The organism is Streptomyces sp. NBC_00102 (assembly GCF_026343115.1).
Classification (GTDB): Bacteria; Actinomycetota; Actinomycetes; order Streptomycetales; family Streptomycetaceae; genus Streptomyces.
The window spans coordinates 3,052,636-3,074,440 of sequence record NZ_JAPEMC010000001.1 but is presented as its reverse complement, the minus strand read 5'-3'; the positions used below and the strand labels follow the sequence as shown (position 1 = coordinate 3,074,440).

Below are 21,805 nucleotides of genomic sequence, written 5' to 3'. Positions count from 1 at the left end.
CCGTGTGCGGTCCTCCGTCATATGACGGTAGCTCTGCTGGGCGCCGCGCGGGTGCGGTGTGGTGACTCGACATGGGATGACTCGACTTCAGCCGGTGGCGCGATGGACGGATGGTGGTGGGGAGACGGAGCGCGACAGCGATACGAGTCGCTGATGCAGCGTCAGACAGCCATGCCGTACACGATGGTGAACAGGGTGCCGAGAGACCCGATGATGAAGACTCCGGTCAGTCCCGCGACGATCAGGCCCTTGCCCTGTTCCGCGCTGAAGGTGTCGCGCAGGGCTGTCGCGCCGATGCGCTGCTTGGCCGCGCCCCAGATCGCGATGCCGAGGCAGAGCAGGATGGCTACCGCCATCACCACCTCGACCATGATGCGTGCCTCGTTGCCCAGCGTCCCGAACGGGCCCCAGTTCGGGGCGATTCCGCCGATGATGGTGGTGATATCGCCCTTCTCAGCTGCCAGGATCATGTAAGTCACCGCCCCTGTTGCTCAGTTCGCCGCCCGCGCCGTCCGGTGCGGGTCGTGCCTTCTATCTTCGCTGATGAAACCGCGCCAGCACGACGCCTTCCCGGGTCTCTTTACCCGGATCTCGCACAGATGACCGGGGCGGCCGCCCTGACCTGCGATGCGGCCGGGGGAGGCTGGGCCACTGGCCGGTTACTCTGTGTATCACGCTCTGTGACGAGGAGCAATGATGGAGCCCGTGGGTTTTCGGCGCGATCGGAGCGTTGACCGGAGCGCCCGTGTTCGTATGCGCCATTCGAGAGCCGGTCGTGCGCTGTCGGCCCGCACCGGACGCGCCGTCATGTCCCCCCGGGTTCAGATGTGCGCCGATGCGAGTTTGTGCAGCAGCGCGCGGCTCGCCCGCGCATCGAGGGCCATCGATTCGAGACGGTCGAGTAGCTGACGATATGTCTGGAGTATTGGCTCGGCGTCCAGCTGGGCGAGGCCGTGTGCCTGTTCCAGGTGCACGGTGTCCAGTTGTGCGACCGATCCCTGTACGTAGGTGAGGGGCTGCCCGGTCCCAGGGAGGCCGCCCGAGGCGAAGGGGATGACGCGGAGGGTGACGGTCTCCCGTTCGCTCATCGCCAGGAGGTGGCGCAGCTGGGGGCCGGCGACCCGGGAACGGCCGATGCCCATGTGCAGGGCGGCTTCGTGGACGACGGCCCGGTACGGGACTGCCTCGGCGCGGAAGACGACCTCCTGGCGCCTGATGCGGAAGGAGAGTCGTTGTTCGACCTCGGGAGGCGACAGTTCGGGTGCGGCGCGGGTGAGGGCCTCGCGGGCGTGGTCCACGGTCTGAAGGAGATCGGGGACGGTGCAGGTGGTGGTGGCCCGGAGCGCGGTGCCGTGGTGTTCGAGCTCGGCCAGATCAAGAAGGTTGTTCGGAAGGCCGTCCCGGTACTCCTCCCACCAGCCGCTGCGACGTTCGCCGGTCATCGCGGCCAGTGCTTCCACGAGCCCGCGGTCGGTGCAGGCGTAGTGGCGGGAGAGGGCGCGGACCCGGTCGGCGCTCACGCCGTACCGTCCGGCCTCGATGTTGCTGATGCGCGCCTGGTTGCCACCGAGCAGAACCGCGGCCTCCGTGGCGGTGATGCCGGCGCGTTCGCGGAGCTTGCGCAGTTCCGCGCCGAGTCGCCGCCGACGGGCAGTCGGGGTCGAGTTGGTCGCCATCGGCCTCCCTTCGCCCAGTCACTCGTACGGGTGTCTTGGGGCATGCATTACCCCAAGTGCGGGGAATGTATTACATGGCGCCTCTACCGTGATCGTGGGACAGGTGCCCGCCAACCACACCATCCGAACGGGGACTTCCATGCACGCACCCACCGTATCGCCGCCGTGGGCGTACACCCTTCAACTGCCGCACGATCCGCGCTCACCAGGTGTGGCCCGCTCGGTCCTGCGGGGGGTGCTGCGCGCCCACGGCATGACCGAACTGGGCGACAACGCCGAGCTGCTGGTGAGTGAGCTGACCACCAACGCGTATCAGCACTCCTGGGGGGAGTACTCGCTCCGGATGTGCGGCGCCGGCCCTCGACGCATCAGGCTCAGCGTCTGGGACAGCAATCCCGAGATTCCGCCCCCCTTCCGGGGAGCTCGGGAAGGGGGGAGCTGTGGGGTGTACCTACCTGCCCAGCAGACGGCTCTCTCGGAGAGCGGGCGGGGACTGACTCTCGTACAGATGTGTGCGGAGAGCTGGGGCGGTCGAGTCCTGCCCGCGGGCCCGGCCGGCGACGGCGGCAAGCTGCTGTGGGTGGTGTGCGCGGAGAAGCCGGAGTGAACGAGTCCCACTGTCATCCCTCGGGAGGTACCCGCTGACCGGGCGCCCATCGTTCGGGTGAAACCGCAGCCGGGCGTACCCCTGAAAGCCCCGGAGATTCCGGGCTCGTGCCACCGGAAGCCGTGGAAGGGCGGCGCGTCGCCCTTCCCGGATCGGGCACAGTTCTGCCGCTCCACGATCGAGGATCGAGGATCAAGGAACGGGGTGGTGGTATGTCCGTGGTCGGACAGCCGCAAGGGTGGCAGACGTCGGGTGACCGGCCGGAGCAGGTATTCCATGGCCAGGATGTCGACGGTCCGGGGGAAGGGCTGAGGAACCGCGCCGAGAAGGGGGCGGTGGACCCGGCTTTCGGTCATGCCCGGCTCGTTCACGGCGACGGGCCTTGGGTGAGGGCCGCAGGCGGTGCCGAGGCGTTGCACACCCATCTCGGAACGGCGCGGGCCGAACTGGAGAAGGCGCACGAGGGATTGCTGACGAGCGAGAGCGCGGGTGACTTCGCGGTCCTGGGTGAGCTCGCGGAGGTCCGCGCGTCGTGGCTGCGCCGTGTGTCGACGGCACAGCGCGAATGCGGAAGCCTGGCCGGCAAGCTGCGGGCGGTCGCCACGGAGCAGAGGACGACGGACGAACGGGTACGTGACGGTTTCGGCTCGCTGGTGGATGTCCCGATGCAGCCGCTTCCACCCTCATCCGTCCTGGCGCAACCGTCCTCGTCGCTGTCCTCGCTCTATCTCCTCGGCGGAAGTGACCGGTGAAGGGCACGCTGACGTGGTCCGCCCTTCTCTCGGTGGCGTGCGGGGAGTTGGACTGTGCCGCAGACGGGTGGGGCCGCCTCAGTAACCGGGCCGATGCGGCACGGGACCGGATCGACCAGCAGATTCTCACCGGACTGCGTGAAACGCAGGAAGGTGAGGCGGCGGACGCGGCCCTCGACCGGTTGAGACGGCTGGCCCGGAACCTGCAGTACTCCTACACGGAAACGGGACTCGTACGTACGGCACTCAACAGCCTCGCCCACGAAGTGCGCACGCACCAGAAGTCGGTTCGTGAGGCATTGGAGGAGGCCGAGAGCCTGAGGTTCACGGTGCACCCCGACGGGTCCGTGTCCTACCCGGAGAAGGAGGGGCTGGTGGCCGGCAAACCTCTTCCGGGAGGGAAGACCCCTGTCGGAAGAGGGTTCCCCGACTTGATGGCCTCGTCGGCGACTCTCACGGCTCCCAATCCTCACGCGGCCACCGCTCAGGACATCGCCGACCGTATCGCCAGGGCGGTGGCCCTGGCCGCTGACGCGGACATGAGGTACGCCAGCATTCTCCGCGAGTTGAAGGCCGAGGACAGCCTCGACGTCCCGGACTCCACGTGGACCGATGCGGCGGCCGACATGGCCTCCGTGCGCGATGCCGCCCGGGCCTATCTGAACGACCACATTCCGTACCGGGCCTCGGCCGCAGAGCGCAAGGAATGGTGGTCCAACCTCCCTCCGGAACTGCGCGACGAGTACCTCGCGACCTACCCGGACATCATCGGGAACCTCGACGGCATCCCCGCACTGGTACGCGACGCCGCCAACCGGGACAGCCTCCAGTTGCTGATCGGCAAGTTGGCGGGCGCGGAGGGCGGCGAGGCTGCGGAGAAACTCGAAGCCCTTCGGCTGATCGACCAGCAACTCCACGCGCCGCTCAAGCCCGGCGACCCGCCGATGTACCTCCTCGGGATCGGCGACGAGGGGAATGGGCGGGCGATTGTTGCGTACGGGAACCCGGATGCTTCGAAGAATGTTGCGGCTTACGTGCCGGGCTTGGATACGGGACTAGATGCAAAATTCGCGACTAATGATCTGAAGCGGGCGCGAGATACGGCTATTGGGGCCCGCTACCACAATCCGTCCAGTGCCGCTATCGCATGGCTAGGGTACGACGCTCCGCAGAGTTATGACGGCTGGTCGAGCTTGGCAGTTGCTGGTTCCGATCGAGCCGATAAAGGGGGTGACGTTTTCAGTCACTTCATGGATGGAATTTCAACGACCAATCAGGACGGTGACCCCCATCTGACTGCAATCGGGCATTCCTACGGCTCGCGAACAGTGGGATCAGCGGCGCGTGAAACGGGAGGAATTCCTGGGGTTAGCGATATTGTTTTGGTGGGAAGTCCCGGCGTTGGTGTTGAGCGAGCTGAAGAGCTGGGCCTAGGCAGGGAGCATGTTTTTGTTGGTGCTGCTGAAAATGACCCGGTTACAAAGTTGCCATCGAAGGGGCGAATGATTTCTGGGGTAGCGGGATTTCAATTTATGAGAAACGAATTATGGTTCGGTAGAGATCCGGCGAGTGCAGAATTTGGGGCGCGCAGGTTTCAAGTTGACGAAGGTCCTGAGTTGATTAGCTCCCAGGGGTTCGCTGCTGCTCATTCGAATTATTTCAGTCCAGAGCGGGACGCTGTTTCGGCAGGAAATATTGCGCTCATTGTGGCTGGGCGATCCGAGAAAATTCGAAGCCAGGGGTACAGGTGAAGCAAAAGTCCTATCATCCCTATTATGTGTCCGTCGCTCTGTTGCTGCTAAGCGGCTGTGCGGGCGTTTCGGCGCCGTTGTATGGCGGTGCGAGGAGTGAAATGAATATGCAGGAAGCGGCGGACCGTGCGGATAGCATTCTGGATTCCACGATCGAAGCCATCAATCCAGAAGTTCGCTGGACGCACGGTCCTTCGACCTCGGGTAGCTGTGATGTGACCAGGCGGCGGACCGTTATGACGGTAATTTCCGACGTCCGTCGAGGGAGCCTCTTGGGTGTTGTCGATCGTTTTTGGAGGAATGAAGGATACGAGATCATTTCGACGCGAAATGATTCGGAGGTTCCGGCGGTTTATGCCCGGACTATTGACGGCTTCGGAGTCTCGTTGATTGTCGGTGGGGAGGGGCAGGTTTTCTTCGAAGCGGACACTCCTTGCGTGGAGGAATCTGAGGTGGCTGATCCCACTACGAAGCCCAACACCCCCAGCTACGAGGGCATGGAGAACATTCCGCGTCCCAACATCCACTCTGACTTCTGGTCGGCCACGGACTCCCCGGGCGCCTCAGCCTTGTGAGCGATTGATCGTGGGGAAGGCTCCCCGCCCGAGTCGGTGCGTCAACTGCCGGTTCCGCAGGACTGTTTGAGACCTGGTTTGGGTCCTGGGGCCCATGCCGGGGGTGGGGTGGGTGTGGTCCTCTACGTGCGGTGGCTGGCCTGCCGCCCGCGCCCACGTACGAGTTGGGGGTCCCCCACGTGTCTGGCATACGAGAGCTTGCGGTTCCGGGAGGTGGTGCAAGGAGCCCTGCCCGTACAGTGCTTGGCGGGGGATGTGTGCCACGGGCGTTACAGGCGGCCCTTGTTCTAGTGCGCTTGCTCTTCGTCGCCACGGTCGTGGGCGTGATCAATGTGCTCGCGCTGGCGTCCTCGGTCGACGCGGTGGACGGGCAGTTGCTGGGGATGCTGCTGTATGCGGCTCTGCCGGGGACCGTCGGGTTTGTGCTGTCGTTCTACGCGCGTATCTGCGGGCGCGGAGTGTGGGCCGGGCTGCTGGTCGTGCATGTCTGGCTTGTGCTCGGGTCGTTGGCGACCTGGAGTTCTGCGGGTACCGGGAGCTCTGAGGGTGTCGGGGGCCACGGGGACGCCGGGTTTTCCGGGCTCCCCCAACTCGTGATGCCTGTGGCCGTCGTGGTGCTGCTTCTCCGGCCCGCGGTGCGGGGATGGTTCCGGGTGCCTCGCGCGGAGCGGGATGTCGAGCCGCGTTTCAGTGTGGTCCGGTTGGTCTTGGCTCGCCGGGACGGCGGGCAGAGCGCGATGGAGTACCTCGGCCTCGTACTGATCGTTGCTGCCCTGGTCGGGGCGATCATGGCGACGACGGTCGGGACTCAGCTCACCGGGGAGATACGCAACGCCATCTGCCAGTTGACGGGCGGCGCGTGCACGCCGGCCGGCGGCGAGGTGGTCGCCGGGGGAGAGGGCGGGAAGGGCCAGGACGAGTCGGGCGCTTCGGGCGGGACGTCCGTGGGCGGGGGTACGCAAGGCACTACCGGGAGCGGCGCGGACGCCGTGACCGGGGGAGGCACGGGGGCCGTCTCCGGAGGCGGCTCGGACTCGGCCGGGGGTACTGCCGGTACGGAAAGCGCCGCCGGAAGCGGGGGTACGGACAGCAGCTCCGGAAGCGCCGTCGGAAGTGGAGGTACGGACAGCTCCGGAAGCGCGACCAGTACCGCCGCCACCGGTGGCTCCGAAGGGACCGCGCCCCAGCGGGCCCAGGCCGCCCGCCCGAACGGGCGCCCGGAGGGGGCCCCTGGTAGCGGCGCCGGCGAGTCCGGCGGCAACCCCGACGGCGGGTTCTTCGAGGGGCTGGTGGTGGACGGCCTGGGCGGCGACCTCCGGGGCGCGGCCAGGACCGTGCTGAATCCGCTGGACAGCGTCGGCGGCCTCGTCGACCACTGGTCCCACGCGAGTGACACCAAGAGCGGTGACGCCAAGAGCGGTGCCGCGAAGGGCGTTGCGGCGCTCGGGGCGTGGGTCGACGCGGCCGGGGGCGTGGGGGTCGGGGGCATGGGGTTACCCGGTTCCGGGTCCCGGGTGGCGGCGGCCGTCCGCGAGGACGAGCGGCAGTACCTGGGCGACCGGATACCGGTGACCGCCTCGGCGGCAGGCCGTAAGGCGTGGTGGGACGGTCTGAGTACGGCCGAGCGCGGGCGGTACCTGGAGCTGTTCCCGGACCGGATCGGGAATCTGGACGGGATACCGGCCGCCGTACGGGACCAGGCGAACAGGAAGAACATCCAGAGCCTGATCACCGCGCTGGAGGGAAAGGACGACAAGAAGTCGAAGAGGATGCTGGAGGGCTTGAAGGAGATCGACCGGCAGCTGAAGGAGAAGTCGCAGCCGCCGATGTTCCTGCTGGGGATCGGCTCCGAGGGCAACGGCCGGGCGATCGTGTCGTACGGGAACCCGGATCTGGCGCAGCACGTGTCGGCGTACGTGCCGGGGCTGAACACTTCGCTGGACGAGGAGTTCGCGCGGAACGACCTGAAGCGGGCGCGGGACACCGCGATCGGCGCGCAGGGGTACGAGCGGTCGAGCGCCGCGATCGTCTGGCTCGGGTACGACGCCCCGCAACTGCCGGACAGCGACGGGGTGGCCGGGTACTTCGCCATCATGGGCACCGCTCGGGCGGAGAAGGGCGGGGCGGCCTACAGCGACTTCTGGGGTGGCCTGACGGCGACCAACACCAACAGGGATCCGCACTTCACGGCGATAGGGCACTCCTACGGTTCGCGCACGGTGGGGGCCGCCACGCAACGGGAGGGCGGGATTCCCGGGGTGGACGACATCATCCTGGTCGGCAGTCCGGGGGTGGGGGTGGATCAGGCGGTGGACCTCGGGGTCGGCGCCCGGCACGTGTTCGTCGGGGCCGCCGCGAACGACCCGGTGACCAAGCTGCCCTCCAAGACGCAGGCGATCGTCGGTTCTCTGGGGATGCTGGCCCTCGGTCCGGCCGGCGCCTACGTGGCGGGTGATCTCGCGGACCCGGGTGACGACGACCTCTGGTTCGGGAAGGACCCTGCGAGCAAGGCGTTCGGTGCCGTCCGCTTCCCGGTCGACCCCGGGCCGCCGGTGATCAGCGGGCACGGCATCAGCGGTGAGGCGCACTCCCAGTACTTCGACCCGGTGCGGGACGCCATGTCGGCGGACGCCATCGCGCTGATCGTGTCGGGACACTCCAGCAGTCTGAAGATTGAGGAACAGCGATGAGGCGCAGGCTCAGGACGGCGGTCGCCATGGCGGCGCTCGGTCTCGCGCTGGCCGGATGCGGCCGGCAGCAGGCGGGCTCGGACGGCCCGGCCACGGGTACGTCGGCGGGCTCGACCGCGAGCACGAGCACCACCGGGACCACGAGCACGAGCGGGAGTACAGGGAGCACCGGGAGTCCGATGGACGCGATGGACATGCAGGGGGCCGCCGAGCGTGCCGACTCGATGCTCGACCTGACGCTGAAGGCGATCGAGCCGGCGGTGCGGTGGGCCCACGGGCCGACCACGACGGGCAGTTGCGACGTGACGCGCAGGCGGACGGTGATGACGGTCGTCGCACCTGGGCGGCGTCAGGAGTTCCTGGACCGGGTGACGGGGTTCTGGCGCGACAGCGAGTACCGGATCAAGGCGGTGAACAAGGACAAGGACTTCCCCGCGGTGTACGCGCAGGCGGAGGGGTTCGGGATCAGCGTGAGCGTCCGGGGCGAGGGGCAGGTGTTCTTCGAGGTGGACAGCCCGTGCGTGCGGAAGTCGGAGGTGGCGGACTCCGTGTCGAAGCCGAACGGCCCTTCGTACGAGGGCGTCTACCCCCTGCCGAGGCCCGACGTAAAGTCCCCTTACTGGTCGGAGGGGAGTTCCTGAGGGGGCGTCAGTGACGGTTTCGGTGGAGCGAATGCTTCGATCGATTCGTACACACCCTCGAAACGACCCTTGAACCGCGGCTCGGTAGGGGATGGTTGAGGGGTGCGGAAATACTGGGTGTTCGTCGGCGGTGGGGTCGGGCTGTGCCTCTGCTTCGTGGGGCTGCTCGTCGTCGGTACGTACTCCGCCGCCGCGGGCATCGCCGGGGCGAGCGGGTCGGTCGGGCTGGCCAAGGGGGCGGTGCCCGCGCGCTATCAGCCGCTTGTGGAGAAGTGGGGCACGCTCTGCGCCGCGATCAACCCGGCGCTGCTCGCCGCCCAGCTCTACCAGGAGAGCGGCTGGAACCCGCGGGCGCAGAGCGCGGCGGCGGCCCAGGGCATCGCGCAGTTCATCCCGGGCACCTGGGCCACCCACGGGGTGGACGGTGACGGTGACGGCGACCGGGACGTGTGGGACCCGGCCGACGCCATTCCCTCGGCCGCCTCGTACGACTGCGAGCTGGCCGGGTACGTGAAGGACGTGCCGGGCGACCCGACCGACAACATGCTCGCCTCGTACAACGCGGGTGCCTATCGGGTCATCCGGGCCGGCGGGGTGCCGGCGATCGCGGAGACGCAGAACTACGTCAAGATCATCCGTTCGCTGGAGAAGAGCTTCGCCCAGCCGGTCGGCAGGGTGGCGCCCTCTCAGCAGGCGGCCGGGGCGATCTACTACGCGCAGCAGAAGCTGGGCACCCCGTATCTCTGGGGCGGCAACGGTACGGCCGAGCAGAACGGCCGGTTCGACTGTTCCGGGCTGACGCAGGCCGCGTACCGGAGTGTGGACATCGAGCTTCCCCGGGTCGCCAACGACCAGTACAACGCCGGGGCGCATCCGTCCCGGGACGAGCTGCTCCCCGGCGACCTGGTGTTCTTCTCCGACGATCTGACGGATTCGCGGGCCATCCACCACGTGGGGATCTACGTCGGAGGCGGGTACATGATCAACGCTCCGTACACCGGGGCGGTGATCCGCTTCGACAAGATCGACAGCCCCGACTACTTCGGTGCGACGCGGGTCACCAAGGACGGTGCGGCGGCGCTCCCCACCACCGCCTCGCAGGCATGAGCGCCCCCCCAGGCTCGTGAGCGGCCCGAGGGCGAGCGGGCGCGCGCGCCCGAGGGCGAGCGGGGCGCCCGAGAGGTGAGCGGGCGCCGAGGAGGTGTTCGGGGGCCGAGGCGACTGCGGCGATAGGAACTCTCTGTGAAGCGTGGGCCCTGAGCAGCGACCATGAGTCACTCTTCGATAACGTCATGGTGATCATTCGGTGGAGGGCGGAACCGTCGCTACCGGAAGGCCGTTCCCTGGGGGTGGGACGGCCCACGCACTGACCACGCGTGATCGCCCGACCATCGTCGTCGTGTCGCAGGACGCGTCGGCGGGTACCCGGTACCGGATCGCACCGAATGCGGGGGTTCGATCACGTGCGGCGCGCATGGAAGCGCGTCGCGGCAGCAGACAAGGCAAGGGGCCGCAGCAGATGGCTGGACTCGCACGCGATGGGTCGAACCCCGACGTCAGCCTGCTTTACGACATCAACGGGCTGGCCAAGTCCTCTCCCGCGTGGCTCGACAGCGTCGTGGAGTTCGTGGGGGAGTACGGGATCATGCTCGGCATGGTCCTGGTGGCCCTGTGGTGCTGGTGGAGCATCCGCCGGCGCGGCACGGCCGAGGACTCCGTGTCGGCGGTCGCCGCACTCGTCTGGGCGCCGCTCGCCATGGGCATCGCCCTTCTCGTCAACATTCCCATCCGGGGGTTCGTGGAGCGCCCGCGTCCCTTCAAGGACCACGAGGGGCTCGACGTCCTCGTCGACGGCAAGAACGACTTCTCCTTCGTCAGCGACCACGCCACGATGGCGATGGCGCTGGCGGTCGGGATCTTCGTGGCCGGCCGGAAGTTCGGGTTCGTCGCGCTGGGCCTCGCGTTCGCCGAGGGGTTCTGCCGCGTCTGGATGGGCGTGCACTATCCGACCGACGTGATCGGTGGCCTCGCCCTGGGCACGGCCGTCACGCTCCTTCTCGCCCCGTTGGCCATGGCCCTGCTCACCCCGCTGGTGGCGGCCGTCTCCCGGTCTCCCCGGGTGGGCTTCCTCGTGCGGTCGCGGCGTGCGGGCCTCCCGGCCGGCGGTCTCGGCGGCACGCTCGAAGTGCCCGAGCCGAGATCGGGCCGCGGTGGTTCGGGCGGACAGGATCTCGCGGCCTGAGCACACCTCGGGCACGCACGGCAGGGCGTCGGTTCCCCGGTGGGGGCCGGCGCCCTGTTCCGTACCCGTACGGGAAACCCGTCCACGGGCAAACCGGGCTGACGGAGCGGCAGGTTCACGGCGTCTGTGGTCCGGCGAAGAGCCCTGTGGGGTCGTACCGGTCGCGGAGCTGCCCGAGACGGTCGGCCGAGGACCCGAAGTAGGCGCGGCGCCATTCGGAGAGCGTGGGGTCGGCGTAGTTCTGGTAAGCCTCGCCGGAGGCGTACGGACCCATCGCCGCGTGGATGTCTTTCAGCCACCCCTGCGCCCCGGACGCTGACCCTCCGGAGCTCTCCGGCGACCAGGCGGCGATGTATTGGGCGAGCACCCGGGAGTCGCGGTGCACGAAGGCGGTCGCGTCCCGGGCGACCCGGTTGACCGCCCCGCCGAGCGCGGTGAGGATGACCGACCCCTTGCCGCCCTCGCCGGGGGACTGCCGGGTGAACGCCTCGACGCCCCCGGTGAGGGCGCGCAGCCCTTCGGGCGGCAGCGAGCGGGCGAAGAAGTCGGAGGCCGCCGCGTACGTCTCGCGTCCGAGGACGCCCCCGGCGGTACGCCCCGGAGTCGTACCGGGCAGATGGCACTGCTCGGCCGTGAGGCCCGCGCAGCCGGCGTAGAGCAGCATCGCCTCCTCGTAGCCGCGCCGCCGCAGGGACACGGTCGAGGCGGGGGCTCCGGCACGGTCGGCGAGCCGGTCCACCGCGTCCTGGAGGTCGCCGTAGGTGCCGAGGCTGAACGCCGAGACCGTCACGGTCGGGTCGCCGCCGCCCGGTCCCGCCGACAGGTGGAGGGAGGACCAGATCTCGTCGGGCTGGCCGGGCCCCCACTCCTGCCAGGCGGCGAGCACCGCACCGGCCCGGGACCACGGCCAGCCGAGGGTGCAGACGACGGCCTGCGGGGCGGGTGAGGTGCGGAAGCGGAGGCTGGTGACGACCCCGAAGGAGCCGTTTCCCCCGCCGCGCAGCGCCCAGAAGAGGTCCTGGTTGCGGGTGGCGTCGGCGGTCAGGGTCTGTCCGTCAGCGGTGACCAGGGTGGCGGAGGTGAGGTTGTCGCAGGTCAGGCCGTACGCGCGAGAGGCCACGCCGTGGCCTCCGCCGAGGGTGAGGCCGGATATGCCGACCGTGGCACAGGAGCCGCCGGGGATGGTGAGGCCGTGGGAGCCGAGGCTGCGGTAGATGTCGCCGAGCCGGGCGCCCGCGCCGATCGTGCCGTCCCGGTCGACGCCTGCGAGCGCCGAGACGTCGACGACCAGGCGCCCGGTGCCGCCGGACAGGCCCGCGTAGGAGTGGCCGCCGCTGCGGATAGCCACGGGGGTGCCGGTCGTCCGGGCGAAGGCGAGGCACTCGCGTATGTCGTCCTCGTGCCGTACGTAGGCGACGGCCGCGGGCCGTTGGGTGTCGAAGCGGGTGTTGTAGAGCCGGCGGGCGGTGTCGTACGCGGAGTCCTCGGGCCGTACGAGGGTGCCATCGAGGCTGCGGCCGAGCGCGGGCCAGTCCGCCGGACCGGGGGACGGGGAGGCGGGGCGCGGCACGGCCGGGGCCGAAGCCCCGGAGGGACCGGCGGCGGAACCGGTGGCACCGGAGGAGCCCGCGGAACCGGTGGACGGGGTGTCGGGGGCGGAACAGGCGGAGAGCGCGGTGAGTGCCCCGGCGACCAGGACGGTACGCCGGGCGAGCGGCGGCGCCGGGGTGGTCGCGGGGCTCCCGCGCCTGGCCGGGGGGACCGCCGGGCCGGTGGGATGCGGCTGGTTCATCGGTCCTCCGGGGGCCGGTGCGTCGGTGACCACGACCGGGCGGGAAGCCGGGCGCTCGGTGCGGTGGTGCGGTGGTGCGGTGGGGTGCGGTGCGGTGGGGCGGTGGGGTGCGGTGCGGTGCGGTGGGGCGGAGCGAAGGACGGTCCGGACGTCGGACGTCGGACGTCGTCAGGGTCTCGCACCGCCGAAGAGGGAGCGACGGAGGGGCGGGTTGACGGAGGCCGGCAGGCGGAGAGTCAGGCCGACGTCTCGTGGCGCCGGGCGTCGTCGCGGGCCAGGTCGCGGGAGCGGCGGGCGGGTCCGGACCAGCCGCAGGAGCAGCGGGCGATACAGAACGAGCCGCGTTCGACGGTGCTCGTGGTGTGGTCCTGAGCTGCGGGAACGGGTTCGGACGGGGCGGCGGTGCCCGAGGGCGGGACGGCGGACGCCGGGGTGCGCCGGGCAGGGTGAACAGCTTCCTGATGCACGCGTCCACGTTACTGGCGGGGCGGCCCGGACGGGAGGGGCTACCCGGTGCCCGCCGCCGATCGGGGTGGCACGGCGTGACGGGGGACGGCGGCCGTCGTTATGCGGTACGGGCGAGGGCCCGGATCCGGCGTGACTTCGTTGGGGGTTGGCAGGCGATGGTGGTGCGGCAGCACAGGTGCGAAGGCGCGGCACTGGCTGTCCGCGCGCTGGCCGTGGCGGGCGTGCTCGCGGTGCTGGCGGGGTGTTCCGTCGTGGGGAGCGGGACCGTCGCGGGTGCTCCGGCGGACGAGCCTCCCGGGCTGGTGCTCGACCGGGCGGCGGACGTGCTCGCCGAGTCGGGCGGTGCGGAGACCAACACCTCGATGGAGACCTCGGCCGGCGGCACCCGTGTGACGATCCGGGGCCAGGGGGCGTACGACTTCCGCAGGCAGCGCGGCCGCATCAAGGTGGTGCTGCCGAAGGACGCGGCCGGGTCGGAGGAGCACCGGCCGATCACCGAGCTGCTCACGCCCGGCGCGCTCTACATGAAGAACCGGGGGGCCGGGGTCCCCGAGGACAAGTGGGTGCGGATCGACACCACGGTGCTGGCGGACGGCAACCTCGTCACCGGCGGGGTCACCGATCCCATGGCCGCGGCCGAGCTGTTGCGCGAGGCCCGGGGCGTGACGTTCGTGGGACGGACCGAGCTGGCGGGCATCGGGGTGCGCCATTACCGGGGGACCGCGGACATCGGCAGTGCGGCGGGGGCGGCTTCGCCCCTGTCGCGTGCGGCACTGACGGCCGCGGCGGGCGGGTTCCGTACGCACGCGGTGCCCTTCGACGCGTACCTGGACGACGAGGGCAGGCTGCGGAAGGTCCGCCACCGCTTCACCTTCGCGGCCGACGGTCCCGCGGTGACGGTGGTCTCGACCATGCTGCTGTACGGGTTCGGAGTGCCGGTCACCGTGGAGCTGCCGGACGGGGCAGACCTCTACACGGGCGAGATCCGGCAGAGCTGAGGCGATGGCGGTGGAGATGGCGGTACCTGTGCGGACGGCGGCGCCCGTGACGGCGGGGCGCGGCCGGGCCCGGTGCCGGTGGCTGGATTTCGATGGTTGCGCCGGTGCGAGCGGGGCGTCGGCCGGAAGCGCCGGAGGGATGCACGGGTGTTCGGCGGGGGAGGGCAGTCCTCTTGGGAGGGGCCGAAATGGCCCGTCCGTGTCATGCGCGCGGCGCTTGACGATCCCTACGCTTGGAGCCTGTGCGCCAAGGGCCGGCGACGGCAGAGAGAGGTGACGCAGGTGGTGACGCTCAGTGCTCCGAACGCGCAGGAGTATGTGGCTCTCGCCGAGATCGAGCTCTGCGGCGAGCTGATGATCGCCGCATCCTCCAGCCCCGAGGACCGGCTCAGTCCGGACCGCATCGACGAGGTGCTCAACGCGGGCGAGGCCGCCGGAGCGTCCAACATCCCCCGCCAGTCCGAACGAAGGCCCTGACCGGCACCGACCGCGACGGACCGGGCCGGACACCGGGACGAACACCCGGCCGGACACCGGGCCGACCCGCACCGGGCCGACCGGGACCCTGTGGAACGTGTCACGGCGGACGGTGTCCGCCCGCCCGGAACGGCATCAGGTGCGAAGCAGGCGGGCGATGGCCTTGGTGGCCTCGTCGACCTTCGCGTCGATCTCGTCCCCGCCCTTGACGGCGGCGTCGGCGACGCAGTGGCGGAGGTGCTCCTCCAGCAGCTGGAGCGCGAAGGACTGCAGCGCCTTGGTGGACGCCGAGACCTGGGTGAGTATGTCGATGCAGTAGGTGTCCTCGTCCACCATGCGCTGGAGGCCGCGGATCTGGCCCTCGATCCGGCGCAGCCGCTTGAGGTGCTCGTCCTTCTGGTGGTGGTAGCCGTGGATGCCCCGGTCGTGGTCGGTGGCGATCCCGGCCGGCCGGCCGGCGGGGTCCGGGGGAGTGGGGCCGCGCTGCGCGTTGGCCTCGGTGGTGGTCATGGGTCCTCCCGTTGTTTTGTACCCGCCGTGCCGGCAGCCGTGGCGGGCCTGCCGGTGGGTGTTCCGGTGGGCGCGGCCGGCCGCGGCCGCCCGTCGCCGGATACCGCCAGGGCTCTTCCCCCGCTGTATACCCCGGGTGGGTATATGGTAACGAATCGAGCCGAAACGTGACCCGGGGGCCGTGCTGATCACGCTGATCGATGGGCGACACTGAAGAATGCCGGTTAGCCGTGGCCGGATGATGCGCCTAGCATCAGCCTGACCGAATCCAAAGCATCCCGAGGACCCCACGTGCGCTTTCGTCTGACCCCCAGGGAGACGAGCTTCTACGACATGTTCTCCGCATCAGCGGACAACATCGTCACGGGCTCGAAACTCCTTATGGAACTGCTCGGAGCGGATTCTTCCTCCCGAGCCGAGATCGCGGAGCGCATGCGGGCGGCGGAGCACGCGGGGGACGATGCCACCCACGCGATCTTCCACCAGCTGAACTCCTCCTTCATCACGCCGTTCGACCGTGAGGACATCTACAACCTCGCGTCGTCGCTCGACGACATCATGGACTTCATGGAGGAGGCCGTCGACCTGGTGGTTCTGTACCAGGTCGAGGAGCTTCCGAAGGGTGTCGAGCAGCAGATCGAGGTGCTGGCCAGGGCGGCGGAGCTGACCGCCGAGGCCATGCCGGGGCTGCGGACCATGGACAACCTCACCGAGTACTGGATCGAGGTCAACCGGCTGGAGAACCAGGCGGACCAGATCCACCGCAAGCTGCTCGCCCACCTCTTCAACGGCAAGTACGACGCCATCGAGGTGCTGAAGCTGAAGCAGATCGTCGACGTGCTGGAAGAGGCGGCCGACGCGTTCGAACACGTCGCCAACACGGTGGAGACCATCGCGGTCAAGGAGTCCTGACTCCAGTGGACACCTTTGCGCTGATCGTGACCATTGGCGTCGCGCTCGGCTTCACCTATACGAACGGCTTCCACGACTCCGCGAACGCCATCGCCACCTCGGTCTCCACGCGGGCGCTGACCCCGCGGGCGGCTCTGGCGATGGCCGCGGTGATGAACCTGGCCGGCGCGTTCCTGGGACAGGGCGTCGCCAAGACGGTCAGCGAGGGACTCATCGCCACCCCCGAGGGCTCGAAGGGGATGGGCATCCTCTTCGCGGCGCTGGTCGGCGCGGTCGTCTGGAACCTCGTCACCTGGTACTTCGGCCTGCCGTCCTCCTCCTCGCACGCCCTGTTCGGCGGCATGGTCGGCGCGGCGCTGGCCGGCGGGACGCTGGTGCACTGGGACGGGGTGCTGGAGAAGATCGTCATCCCGATGTTCCTCTCCCCGGTCATCGGCCTGGTCGTCGGCTATCTCTTCATGGTCGCGATCATGTGGATGTTCCGGAAGTCCAATCCGCACAAGGCCAAGCGCGGTTTCCGGATCGCGCAGACGGTCTCGGCCGCAGCCATGGCGCTCGGTCACGGTCTCCAGGACGCCCAGAAGACGATGGGTATCGTCGTGATGGCCCTGGTCATCGCGGATGTCGAGGGTCCGAACGACGAGATCCCGGTCTGGGTCAAGATCGTCTGTGCGCTGATGCTCTCGCTCGGTACGTACGCGGGCGGCTGGCGCATCATGCGGACGCTCGGCCGGAAGATCATCGAGCTGGACCCGCCGCAGGGCTTCGCGGCCGAGATGACCGGCGCGTCGATCATGTTCGGTTCGTCGTTCCTCTTCCACGCCCCGATCTCCACCACCCACGTCATCACCTCCGCGATCATGGGTGTCGGTGCGACCAAGCGGGTCAACGCGGTCCGCTGGGGTGTCGCCAAGAACATCATCCTGGGCTGGTTCATCACCATGCCCGCGGCGGGGCTCGTCGCCGCGGGAAGCTACGGCATCGTGTACCTGCTGTTCGGCTGAGGCCCGGAAGGGCCCGAACGCCGAAGCGTTCCGAGCGCGTGAACCGGACGGTGTCCGGATGTGGGGCCGCCCCCGTTCTCTCGAGTGAGAACGGGGGCGGTCCCTTTCGCCTTGCGGTGGCACCGCCATGCAGCACCGCGAGGCAGTTCGGTGCCCGCCGCCCGGAGAGTGTCCGGGCGGCGGGGACGGTGGGACGGGCGATCAGCCGAAGCGGCCCGAGATGTAGTCCTCGGTGGCCTGGACCGACGGGTTGGCGAAGATCCGCTCCGTCTCGTCTATCTCGATGAGACGGCCCGGCTTGCCGACACCGGCGAGGTTGAAGAAGGCCGTGCGGTCGGAGACGCGCGCCGCCTGCTGCATGTTGTGCGTCACGATGACGATCGTGAAGCGTTCCTTCAACTCGCCGATCAGGTCCTCGACCGCGAGGGTCGAGATCGGGTCGAGCGCGGAGCAGGGCTCGTCCATCAGCAGGACCTCGGGCTCGACCGCGATGGCGCGGGCGATGCAGAGCCGCTGCTGCTGACCGCCGGAGAGGCCGGAGCCCGGCTTGTTCAGGCGGTCCTTGACCTCGTTCCAGAGGTTGGCGCCCTGGAGGGACTTCTCGACGACGTCGTTCAGCTCGTTCTTGCGGTACTTGCCGTTCAGCTTCAGGCCCGCCGCCACGTTGTCGAAGATCGACATGGTCGGGAAGGGGTTGGGGCGCTGGAAGACCATGCCGACCGTGCGGCGCACGGTGACCGGGTCGACGCTCGATCCGTACAGGTTCTCGTCGTCGAGGAGGACCTTGCCTTCGACGCGGCCACCGGGGGTGACCTCGTGCATCCGGTTCAGGGTGCGCAGGAAGGTGGACTTTCCGCAGCCGGAGGGGCCGATGAAGGCCGTCACGGAGCGGGGTTCGACGGTCATCGAGATGTCCTCGATGGCCTTGTGGGTGCCGTAGTAGGCGGTGAGGCCGCTGACGTCGATGCGCTTCGCCATCTGAATCACTGCTTCTTTCGTGGCCGCGGTCAGCGGCTGGTCTTCGGGGCCTTCCAGCGGGCGATGCCGCGGGCCACCAGATTGAGGATCATGACGAAGGCGATCAGCACCAGTGCCGCACCCCAGGCGCGGTCGTACGACGCCTCGGAACCGACCTTGTACTGCTCCCAGATGTAGTACGGGAGCGAGGACTGCGGGTCGCTGAAGGGATTGGTGTTGATCAGCTGGCTGCCGAAGACGAGCAGGATGATCGGCGCGGTCTCACCGGCGACGCGGGCGATGGCGAGCATGACACCCGTGGCGATGCCGCCGATCGCGGTCGGCAGGACCACCTTCAGGATGGTGCGCCACTTCGGGATGCCGAGGGCGAACGACGCCTCGCGCAGCTCGTTCGGGACGAGCTTGAGCATCTCCTCGGTGGAGCGGACCACGACCGGGATCATCAGGATCGACAGGGCGAGCGAGCCCATGAGACCGGAGGGCCCCAGGTCGGCAATGAGCATGATCGAGAGGATGAAGAGGCCGGCGACGATGGAGGGGATGCCGGTCATCACGTCGACGAAGAAGGTGACGGCCTTGGCGAGGGCGCCCCTGCCGTACTCGACGAGGTAGACGGCGGTCAGCAGGCCGATCGGCGCGGAGATGACGGTGGCGATGCCGACCTGCTCCAGGGTGCCGATCAGCGCGTGGTAGACGCCGCCGCCGGGCTCGGTGGAGAGCACGCCGGCCATCGAGTGGGTGAGGAAGTAGCCGTCGAGGACCTTCGCGCCGCGGCTCACCGTCGTCCAGACGAGGGAGGCGAGCGGGACGATCGCGAGGATGAAGCAGACCCAGACGACGCTGGTCGCGAGGCGGTCCTTCGCCTGGCGCTGGTTCTCGACCACGGTGGTGGTCACGTAGGAGAGCGCCAGGAAGAGCAGGGCGGCGATCAGGCCCCACTGGATCTTGCTGTCCAGGCCGGCCGCGGCGCCGATGCCGACTCCGAGGACGATCGCGGCGACGGCGAATCCGAGGGGGGCCCAGCGCGGGAGGGCGCGGCTGCTGAGGGCGCCTGGGGACGGGGTCCGGCGGTCCTGGACGCCGGTCGGTGCGTGGCTCATGCGTTGGCCCCCGAGTACTCCTTGCGGCGGGCGATGATGAGCCGGGCCGCGCCGTTGACCAGCAGGGTGAGCACGAAGAGCACGAGACCGGAGGCGATCAGGGCGTCACGCCCGAGCTGGGTGGCCTCGTCGAACTTCGCGGCGATGTTCTGGGCGAAGGTGCCGCCGCCCGGGTTGAGCAGGTGGAACGAGATGAGGAAGCTGGGCGAGAGGACCGTGGCGACGGCCATCGTCTCGCCGAGGGCGCGCCCCAGGCCGAGCATCGAGGCGGAGATGACGCCGGAGCGGCCGAAGGGCAGCACCGAGAGGCGGATGACCTCCCAGCGGGTGGCGCCCAGCGCCAGGGCGGCTTCCTCGTTCATCCGGGGGACCTGGAGGAAGACCTCGCGGCTGACGCTGGTCACGATCGGCAGGATCATGATCGCGAGCAGGATGCCGACGGTGAAGAGCGAGCGGGCGACGCCTACCTCGGTCTTCTCGAAGATGTACGTCCAGCCGAAGAACTGGTCGAGCCAGAGGTTGAGGCCCTCCAGGTGCGGGACCAGGACGAGGGCGCCCCAGATGCCGTAGACGATCGAGGGGACCGCGGCGAGCAGGTCGACCACGTACGAGAGGGGGGCTGCCAGCTTGCGCGGCGCGTAGTGCGAGATGAAGAGGGCGATGCCGACGGCGACCGGGACCGCGATGACCATCGCGACGATCGAGCTGACGACGGTGCCGAAGAGCAGGACCGCGATGCCGAAGACCGGCGGGTCGCCCGCCGGGTTCCAGTCGAAGGTGGTGAGGAAGTTGCCCTCGTCCTTCGAGACGGCGAGTACGGCGCGGTAGGTGAGGAACACGGCGATGGACGCCATGATCACGAGCAGCAGGATGCCCGAACCCCGCGAGAGGCCCAGGAAGATCTTGTCGCCGGCGCGCCCGCTGGTCTTGGCGGGGCGGCTCTGGCGGGCCGGCGGTGCCGGTGGGATGTCTATCGGTGTGGTGGAAGCCATGGTCTTTCCGGTCTGTGTGAGGGAGCTGGGCTCCCCTGGCGGCGGTGCACCGGATGGGAAAGCGCGGCGGCCGGCCGGTGGCTGAGTCCCTTTCGGGGCTGGGGTCCGGCCGGTCGCCGGTGGTTCGGGTCCGTGCGGCCCCCGGTCCGGGTGAGGGCCGGGCCGCACGGGGTTCCGCCGGAGGCGAAGATGTTGCGGGGTGTCGCGGGGTGTTGCGGTGTGACTAGGAGAGGGCGGCGATGGTCTCGCGGACCTTCGCGTTGATCTCGGTCGGGATCGGCGCGTAGCCGGCCTCGGTGAGGACCTTCTGGCCCGCGTCGGAGGCGGTGTAGGTCAGGAAGGACTTGACCGTCGGAAGGGTCTCGGCCTTGTTGCCGGTGTCGCAGACGACCTCGTAGGTGACCAGGACGATCGGGTAGGCACCCTCGGCCTTGGTGGTGTAGTCGAGGTCGAGCGCCAGGTCCTTGCCGGTGCCCTTGATCTTGGCGGCGGCGATGGCGGCGGAGGCGTTCTCCGGGGAGGCCTTGACCGGGGCGGCGGCACCGGTGTTGATGTCGACGGTGGAGATCGACTGCGAGGAGGCGTAGGAGAGCTCGAAGTAACCGATCGCGCCGTCGACCTGCTTCACCTGGGCGGCGACGCCGGCCGAGCCGGTCGCGGCCTGGCCACCGGGGGCCGGCCACTTCTTCTCGGGCTCGTACTTCCAGTTGTCACCCGCGGTGGCGGCGAGGTACTTGCCGAGGTTCTGGGTGGTGCCGGAGTCCTCGGAGCGGTGGAAGGGCTGGATCGCCTTGTCCGGCAGCTTGACGCCCGGGTTGAGCTTGGCGATGGCCTCGTCGTTCCACTTCTTGATCTTCGTGTCGAAGATCTTCGCGAGGGTGGGGGCGTCCAGCGTCAGGGAGTCGACGCCTTCGAGGTGGAAGCCGATCGCGATCGGGCCGCCGACCATCGGGAGGTTGATGCCCTGGCCGGTCTTGCAGATCTTCTTCGAGTCGGCGACCTCTTCCGGCTTCAGCGCGGAGTCGGAGCCGGCGAAGCCGACGGTGCCCTGGTTGAAGGCGATGATGCCCTCACCGGAGGAGGAGGACTTGTAGTTGACCTCGACGCCGGAACAGGCGGCCATGTAGTTCTTGACCCAGAGGTCCACGGCGTTCTTCTGCGCGCTGGAACCGGAGGCGAGCAGCTGGCCCGTCGCGCCGTCGCAGGAGATGTCGGAGGCGGCGGCGGACGCGGACTGGCTGGTGCCACCGCTCGTCGCGTCGCTGCTGGTGTTGTCGTCCGAACCGCACGCCGTGAGGACCAGGGCGCCGGAGACGGCGAGGGCACCGAGGGCGGTGGCACGAAGCCGGTTCTTGCGCTGAAGCTTCACTTTCGGGTGTTTCCTTCCAGGAGCCGCCGTGGTCGATACGTTCTACGACGGCGTGCGATGAGGAGTGGTGTGTTGGCTGAGCGCCTCGCACCGGGTACGTCCGAAATTAGGCAGAACAGGTGAAGCGGCCTACGGGGGCGAGTGAACGGAAGGTGAACCGTGCGGGACGGTGCGGGGTTGTGGGTCCGAGGGGTGCTTCTGGATGCGCCCCGGCCTCACCCGGCCCCGGTCGGGCGCCCGGCGCCTGCGGCCGGTGACGCGGCGGTGCACG

The 21,805-nt window shown here is 69.1% G+C and carries 21 protein-coding genes; 12 read left to right on the top strand and 9 right to left on the bottom strand.

Annotated elements, in window-relative coordinates; all coding sequences use genetic code 11:
• Window positions 1–161: 161 nt before the first annotated feature.
• Both OHA55_RS13715 and OHA55_RS13710 read right to left on the bottom strand, forming a co-directional pair.
• A complete protein-coding gene (locus OHA55_RS13715) occupies window positions 162–470 on the bottom strand; it encodes a hypothetical protein (RefSeq protein ID WP_266706183.1) in 309 nt (102 codons plus the stop codon).
• Between the two features lie 351 nt (window positions 471–821).
• A complete protein-coding gene (locus OHA55_RS13710) occupies window positions 822–1,676 on the bottom strand; it encodes a helix-turn-helix transcriptional regulator (protein WP_266706181.1) in 855 nt (284 codons plus the stop codon).
• A gap of 139 nt (window positions 1,677–1,815) precedes the next feature.
• Between OHA55_RS13710 and OHA55_RS13705 the strand changes: the two genes are divergently transcribed.
• From OHA55_RS13705 to OHA55_RS13670, 8 genes are all read left to right on the top strand, one after another.
• Window positions 1,816–2,283 carry an ATP-binding protein gene (locus OHA55_RS13705; RefSeq protein ID WP_266706179.1) on the top strand — a complete coding sequence of 156 codons (468 nt, stop codon included), beginning with the start codon at window positions 1,816–1,818 and terminating at the stop codon, window positions 2,281–2,283.
• A gap of 212 nt (window positions 2,284–2,495) precedes the next feature.
• Window positions 2,496–3,035 carry a hypothetical protein gene (locus OHA55_RS13700; RefSeq protein ID WP_266706177.1) on the top strand — a complete coding sequence of 180 codons (540 nt, stop codon included), beginning with the start codon at window positions 2,496–2,498 and terminating at the stop codon, window positions 3,033–3,035.
• The gene (locus OHA55_RS13695; protein WP_266706175.1) at window positions 3,032–4,786 is read left to right on the top strand and encodes an alpha/beta hydrolase; all 1,755 of its coding nucleotides are present in this window, start codon (window positions 3,032–3,034) and stop codon (window positions 4,784–4,786) included. The genes OHA55_RS13700 and OHA55_RS13695 overlap by 4 nt, the downstream gene beginning before the upstream one ends.
• Window positions 4,783–5,361, top strand: a complete 579-nt coding sequence (locus tag OHA55_RS13690) for a hypothetical protein (RefSeq protein WP_323180407.1) — start codon at window positions 4,783–4,785, stop codon at window positions 5,359–5,361. The genes OHA55_RS13695 and OHA55_RS13690 overlap by 4 nt, the downstream gene beginning before the upstream one ends.
• A 257-nt stretch (window positions 5,362–5,618) precedes the next feature.
• Window positions 5,619–8,051, top strand: a complete 2,433-nt coding sequence (locus tag OHA55_RS13685) for an alpha/beta hydrolase (protein ID WP_323180405.1) — start codon at window positions 5,619–5,621, stop codon at window positions 8,049–8,051.
• Window positions 8,048–8,692 (top strand): hypothetical protein, encoded by a 645-nt coding sequence (locus tag OHA55_RS13680; RefSeq protein WP_266706172.1) that lies wholly within the window; start codon window positions 8,048–8,050, stop codon window positions 8,690–8,692. The genes OHA55_RS13685 and OHA55_RS13680 overlap by 4 nt, the downstream gene beginning before the upstream one ends.
• Window positions 8,693–8,794: 102 nt before the next feature.
• Window positions 8,795–9,799: a bifunctional lytic transglycosylase/C40 family peptidase gene (locus tag OHA55_RS13675; protein ID WP_266706170.1), complete on the top strand. Its 1,005-nt coding sequence runs from the start codon at window positions 8,795–8,797 to the stop codon at window positions 9,797–9,799.
• A gap of 412 nt (window positions 9,800–10,211) precedes the next feature.
• A complete protein-coding gene (locus OHA55_RS13670) occupies window positions 10,212–10,934 on the top strand; it encodes a phosphatase PAP2 family protein (RefSeq protein ID WP_266706168.1) in 723 nt (240 codons plus the stop codon).
• A 115-nt stretch (window positions 10,935–11,049) separates the two neighbouring features.
• On the opposite strand, the gene OHA55_RS13665 is transcribed toward OHA55_RS13670, so the two are convergent.
• The gene (locus tag OHA55_RS13665; RefSeq protein WP_266706166.1) at window positions 11,050–12,726 is read right to left on the bottom strand and encodes an FAD-binding oxidoreductase; all 1,677 of its coding nucleotides are present in this window, start codon (window positions 12,724–12,726) and stop codon (window positions 11,050–11,052) included.
• Window positions 12,727–12,962: 236 nt separating this feature from the next.
• Window positions 12,963–13,193: a hypothetical protein gene (locus tag OHA55_RS13660; RefSeq protein ID WP_266706164.1), complete on the bottom strand. Its 231-nt coding sequence runs from the start codon at window positions 13,191–13,193 to the stop codon at window positions 12,963–12,965.
• Between the two features lie 156 nt (window positions 13,194–13,349).
• On the opposite strand from OHA55_RS13660, the gene OHA55_RS13655 reads away from it, so the two are divergent.
• The gene (locus tag OHA55_RS13655; protein WP_266706162.1) at window positions 13,350–14,192 is read left to right on the top strand and encodes a hypothetical protein; all 843 of its coding nucleotides are present in this window, start codon (window positions 13,350–13,352) and stop codon (window positions 14,190–14,192) included.
• 273 nt (window positions 14,193–14,465) lie between these two features.
• Complete coding sequence (locus tag OHA55_RS13650) at window positions 14,466–14,669, top strand: hypothetical protein (RefSeq protein ID WP_266710637.1); 204 nt, start codon at window positions 14,466–14,468, stop codon at window positions 14,667–14,669.
• Between the two features lie 135 nt (window positions 14,670–14,804).
• Here OHA55_RS13650 and OHA55_RS13645 read toward each other — a convergent pair whose 3' ends face one another.
• Complete coding sequence (locus OHA55_RS13645; RefSeq protein ID WP_266706160.1) at window positions 14,805–15,179, bottom strand: metal-sensitive transcriptional regulator; 375 nt, start codon at window positions 15,177–15,179, stop codon at window positions 14,805–14,807.
• Between the two features lie 291 nt (window positions 15,180–15,470).
• Here OHA55_RS13645 and OHA55_RS13640 point away from each other — a divergent pair, with 291 nt between their 5' ends.
• Together OHA55_RS13640 and OHA55_RS13635 are read left to right on the top strand one after the other, a co-directional pair.
• Window positions 15,471–16,091 (top strand): DUF47 domain-containing protein, encoded by a 621-nt coding sequence (locus OHA55_RS13640; RefSeq protein ID WP_266706158.1) that lies wholly within the window; start codon window positions 15,471–15,473, stop codon window positions 16,089–16,091.
• Window positions 16,092–16,096: 5 nt separating this feature from the next.
• Window positions 16,097–17,095, top strand: coding sequence for an inorganic phosphate transporter (locus OHA55_RS13635; RefSeq protein ID WP_266706157.1), 999 nt, complete (start codon window positions 16,097–16,099; stop codon window positions 17,093–17,095).
• 201 nt (window positions 17,096–17,296) lie between these two features.
• Here OHA55_RS13635 and pstB read toward each other — a convergent pair whose 3' ends face one another.
• The 4 genes from pstB to pstS all read right to left on the bottom strand — a co-directional run bounded on the left by pstB (window position 17,297) and on the right by pstS (window position 21,534).
• Window positions 17,297–18,073: a phosphate ABC transporter ATP-binding protein PstB gene (gene pstB, locus OHA55_RS13630; protein WP_266706156.1), complete on the bottom strand. Its 777-nt coding sequence runs from the start codon at window positions 18,071–18,073 to the stop codon at window positions 17,297–17,299.
• 29 nt (window positions 18,074–18,102) lie between these two features.
• On the bottom strand, window positions 18,103–19,173 hold the full coding sequence (gene pstA, locus OHA55_RS13625) for a phosphate ABC transporter permease PstA (RefSeq protein ID WP_266706154.1): 1,071 nt from the start codon (window positions 19,171–19,173) through the stop codon (window positions 18,103–18,105).
• A complete protein-coding gene (pstC, locus tag OHA55_RS13620; RefSeq protein WP_266706152.1) occupies window positions 19,170–20,165 on the bottom strand; it encodes a phosphate ABC transporter permease subunit PstC in 996 nt (331 codons plus the stop codon). The genes pstA and pstC overlap by 4 nt, the downstream gene beginning before the upstream one ends.
• A 223-nt stretch (window positions 20,166–20,388) precedes the next feature.
• Window positions 20,389–21,534 carry a phosphate ABC transporter substrate-binding protein PstS gene (pstS, locus tag OHA55_RS13615; RefSeq protein WP_266706150.1) on the bottom strand — a complete coding sequence of 382 codons (1,146 nt, stop codon included), beginning with the start codon at window positions 21,532–21,534 and terminating at the stop codon, window positions 20,389–20,391.
• Window positions 21,535–21,805: the final 271 nt, after the last annotated feature.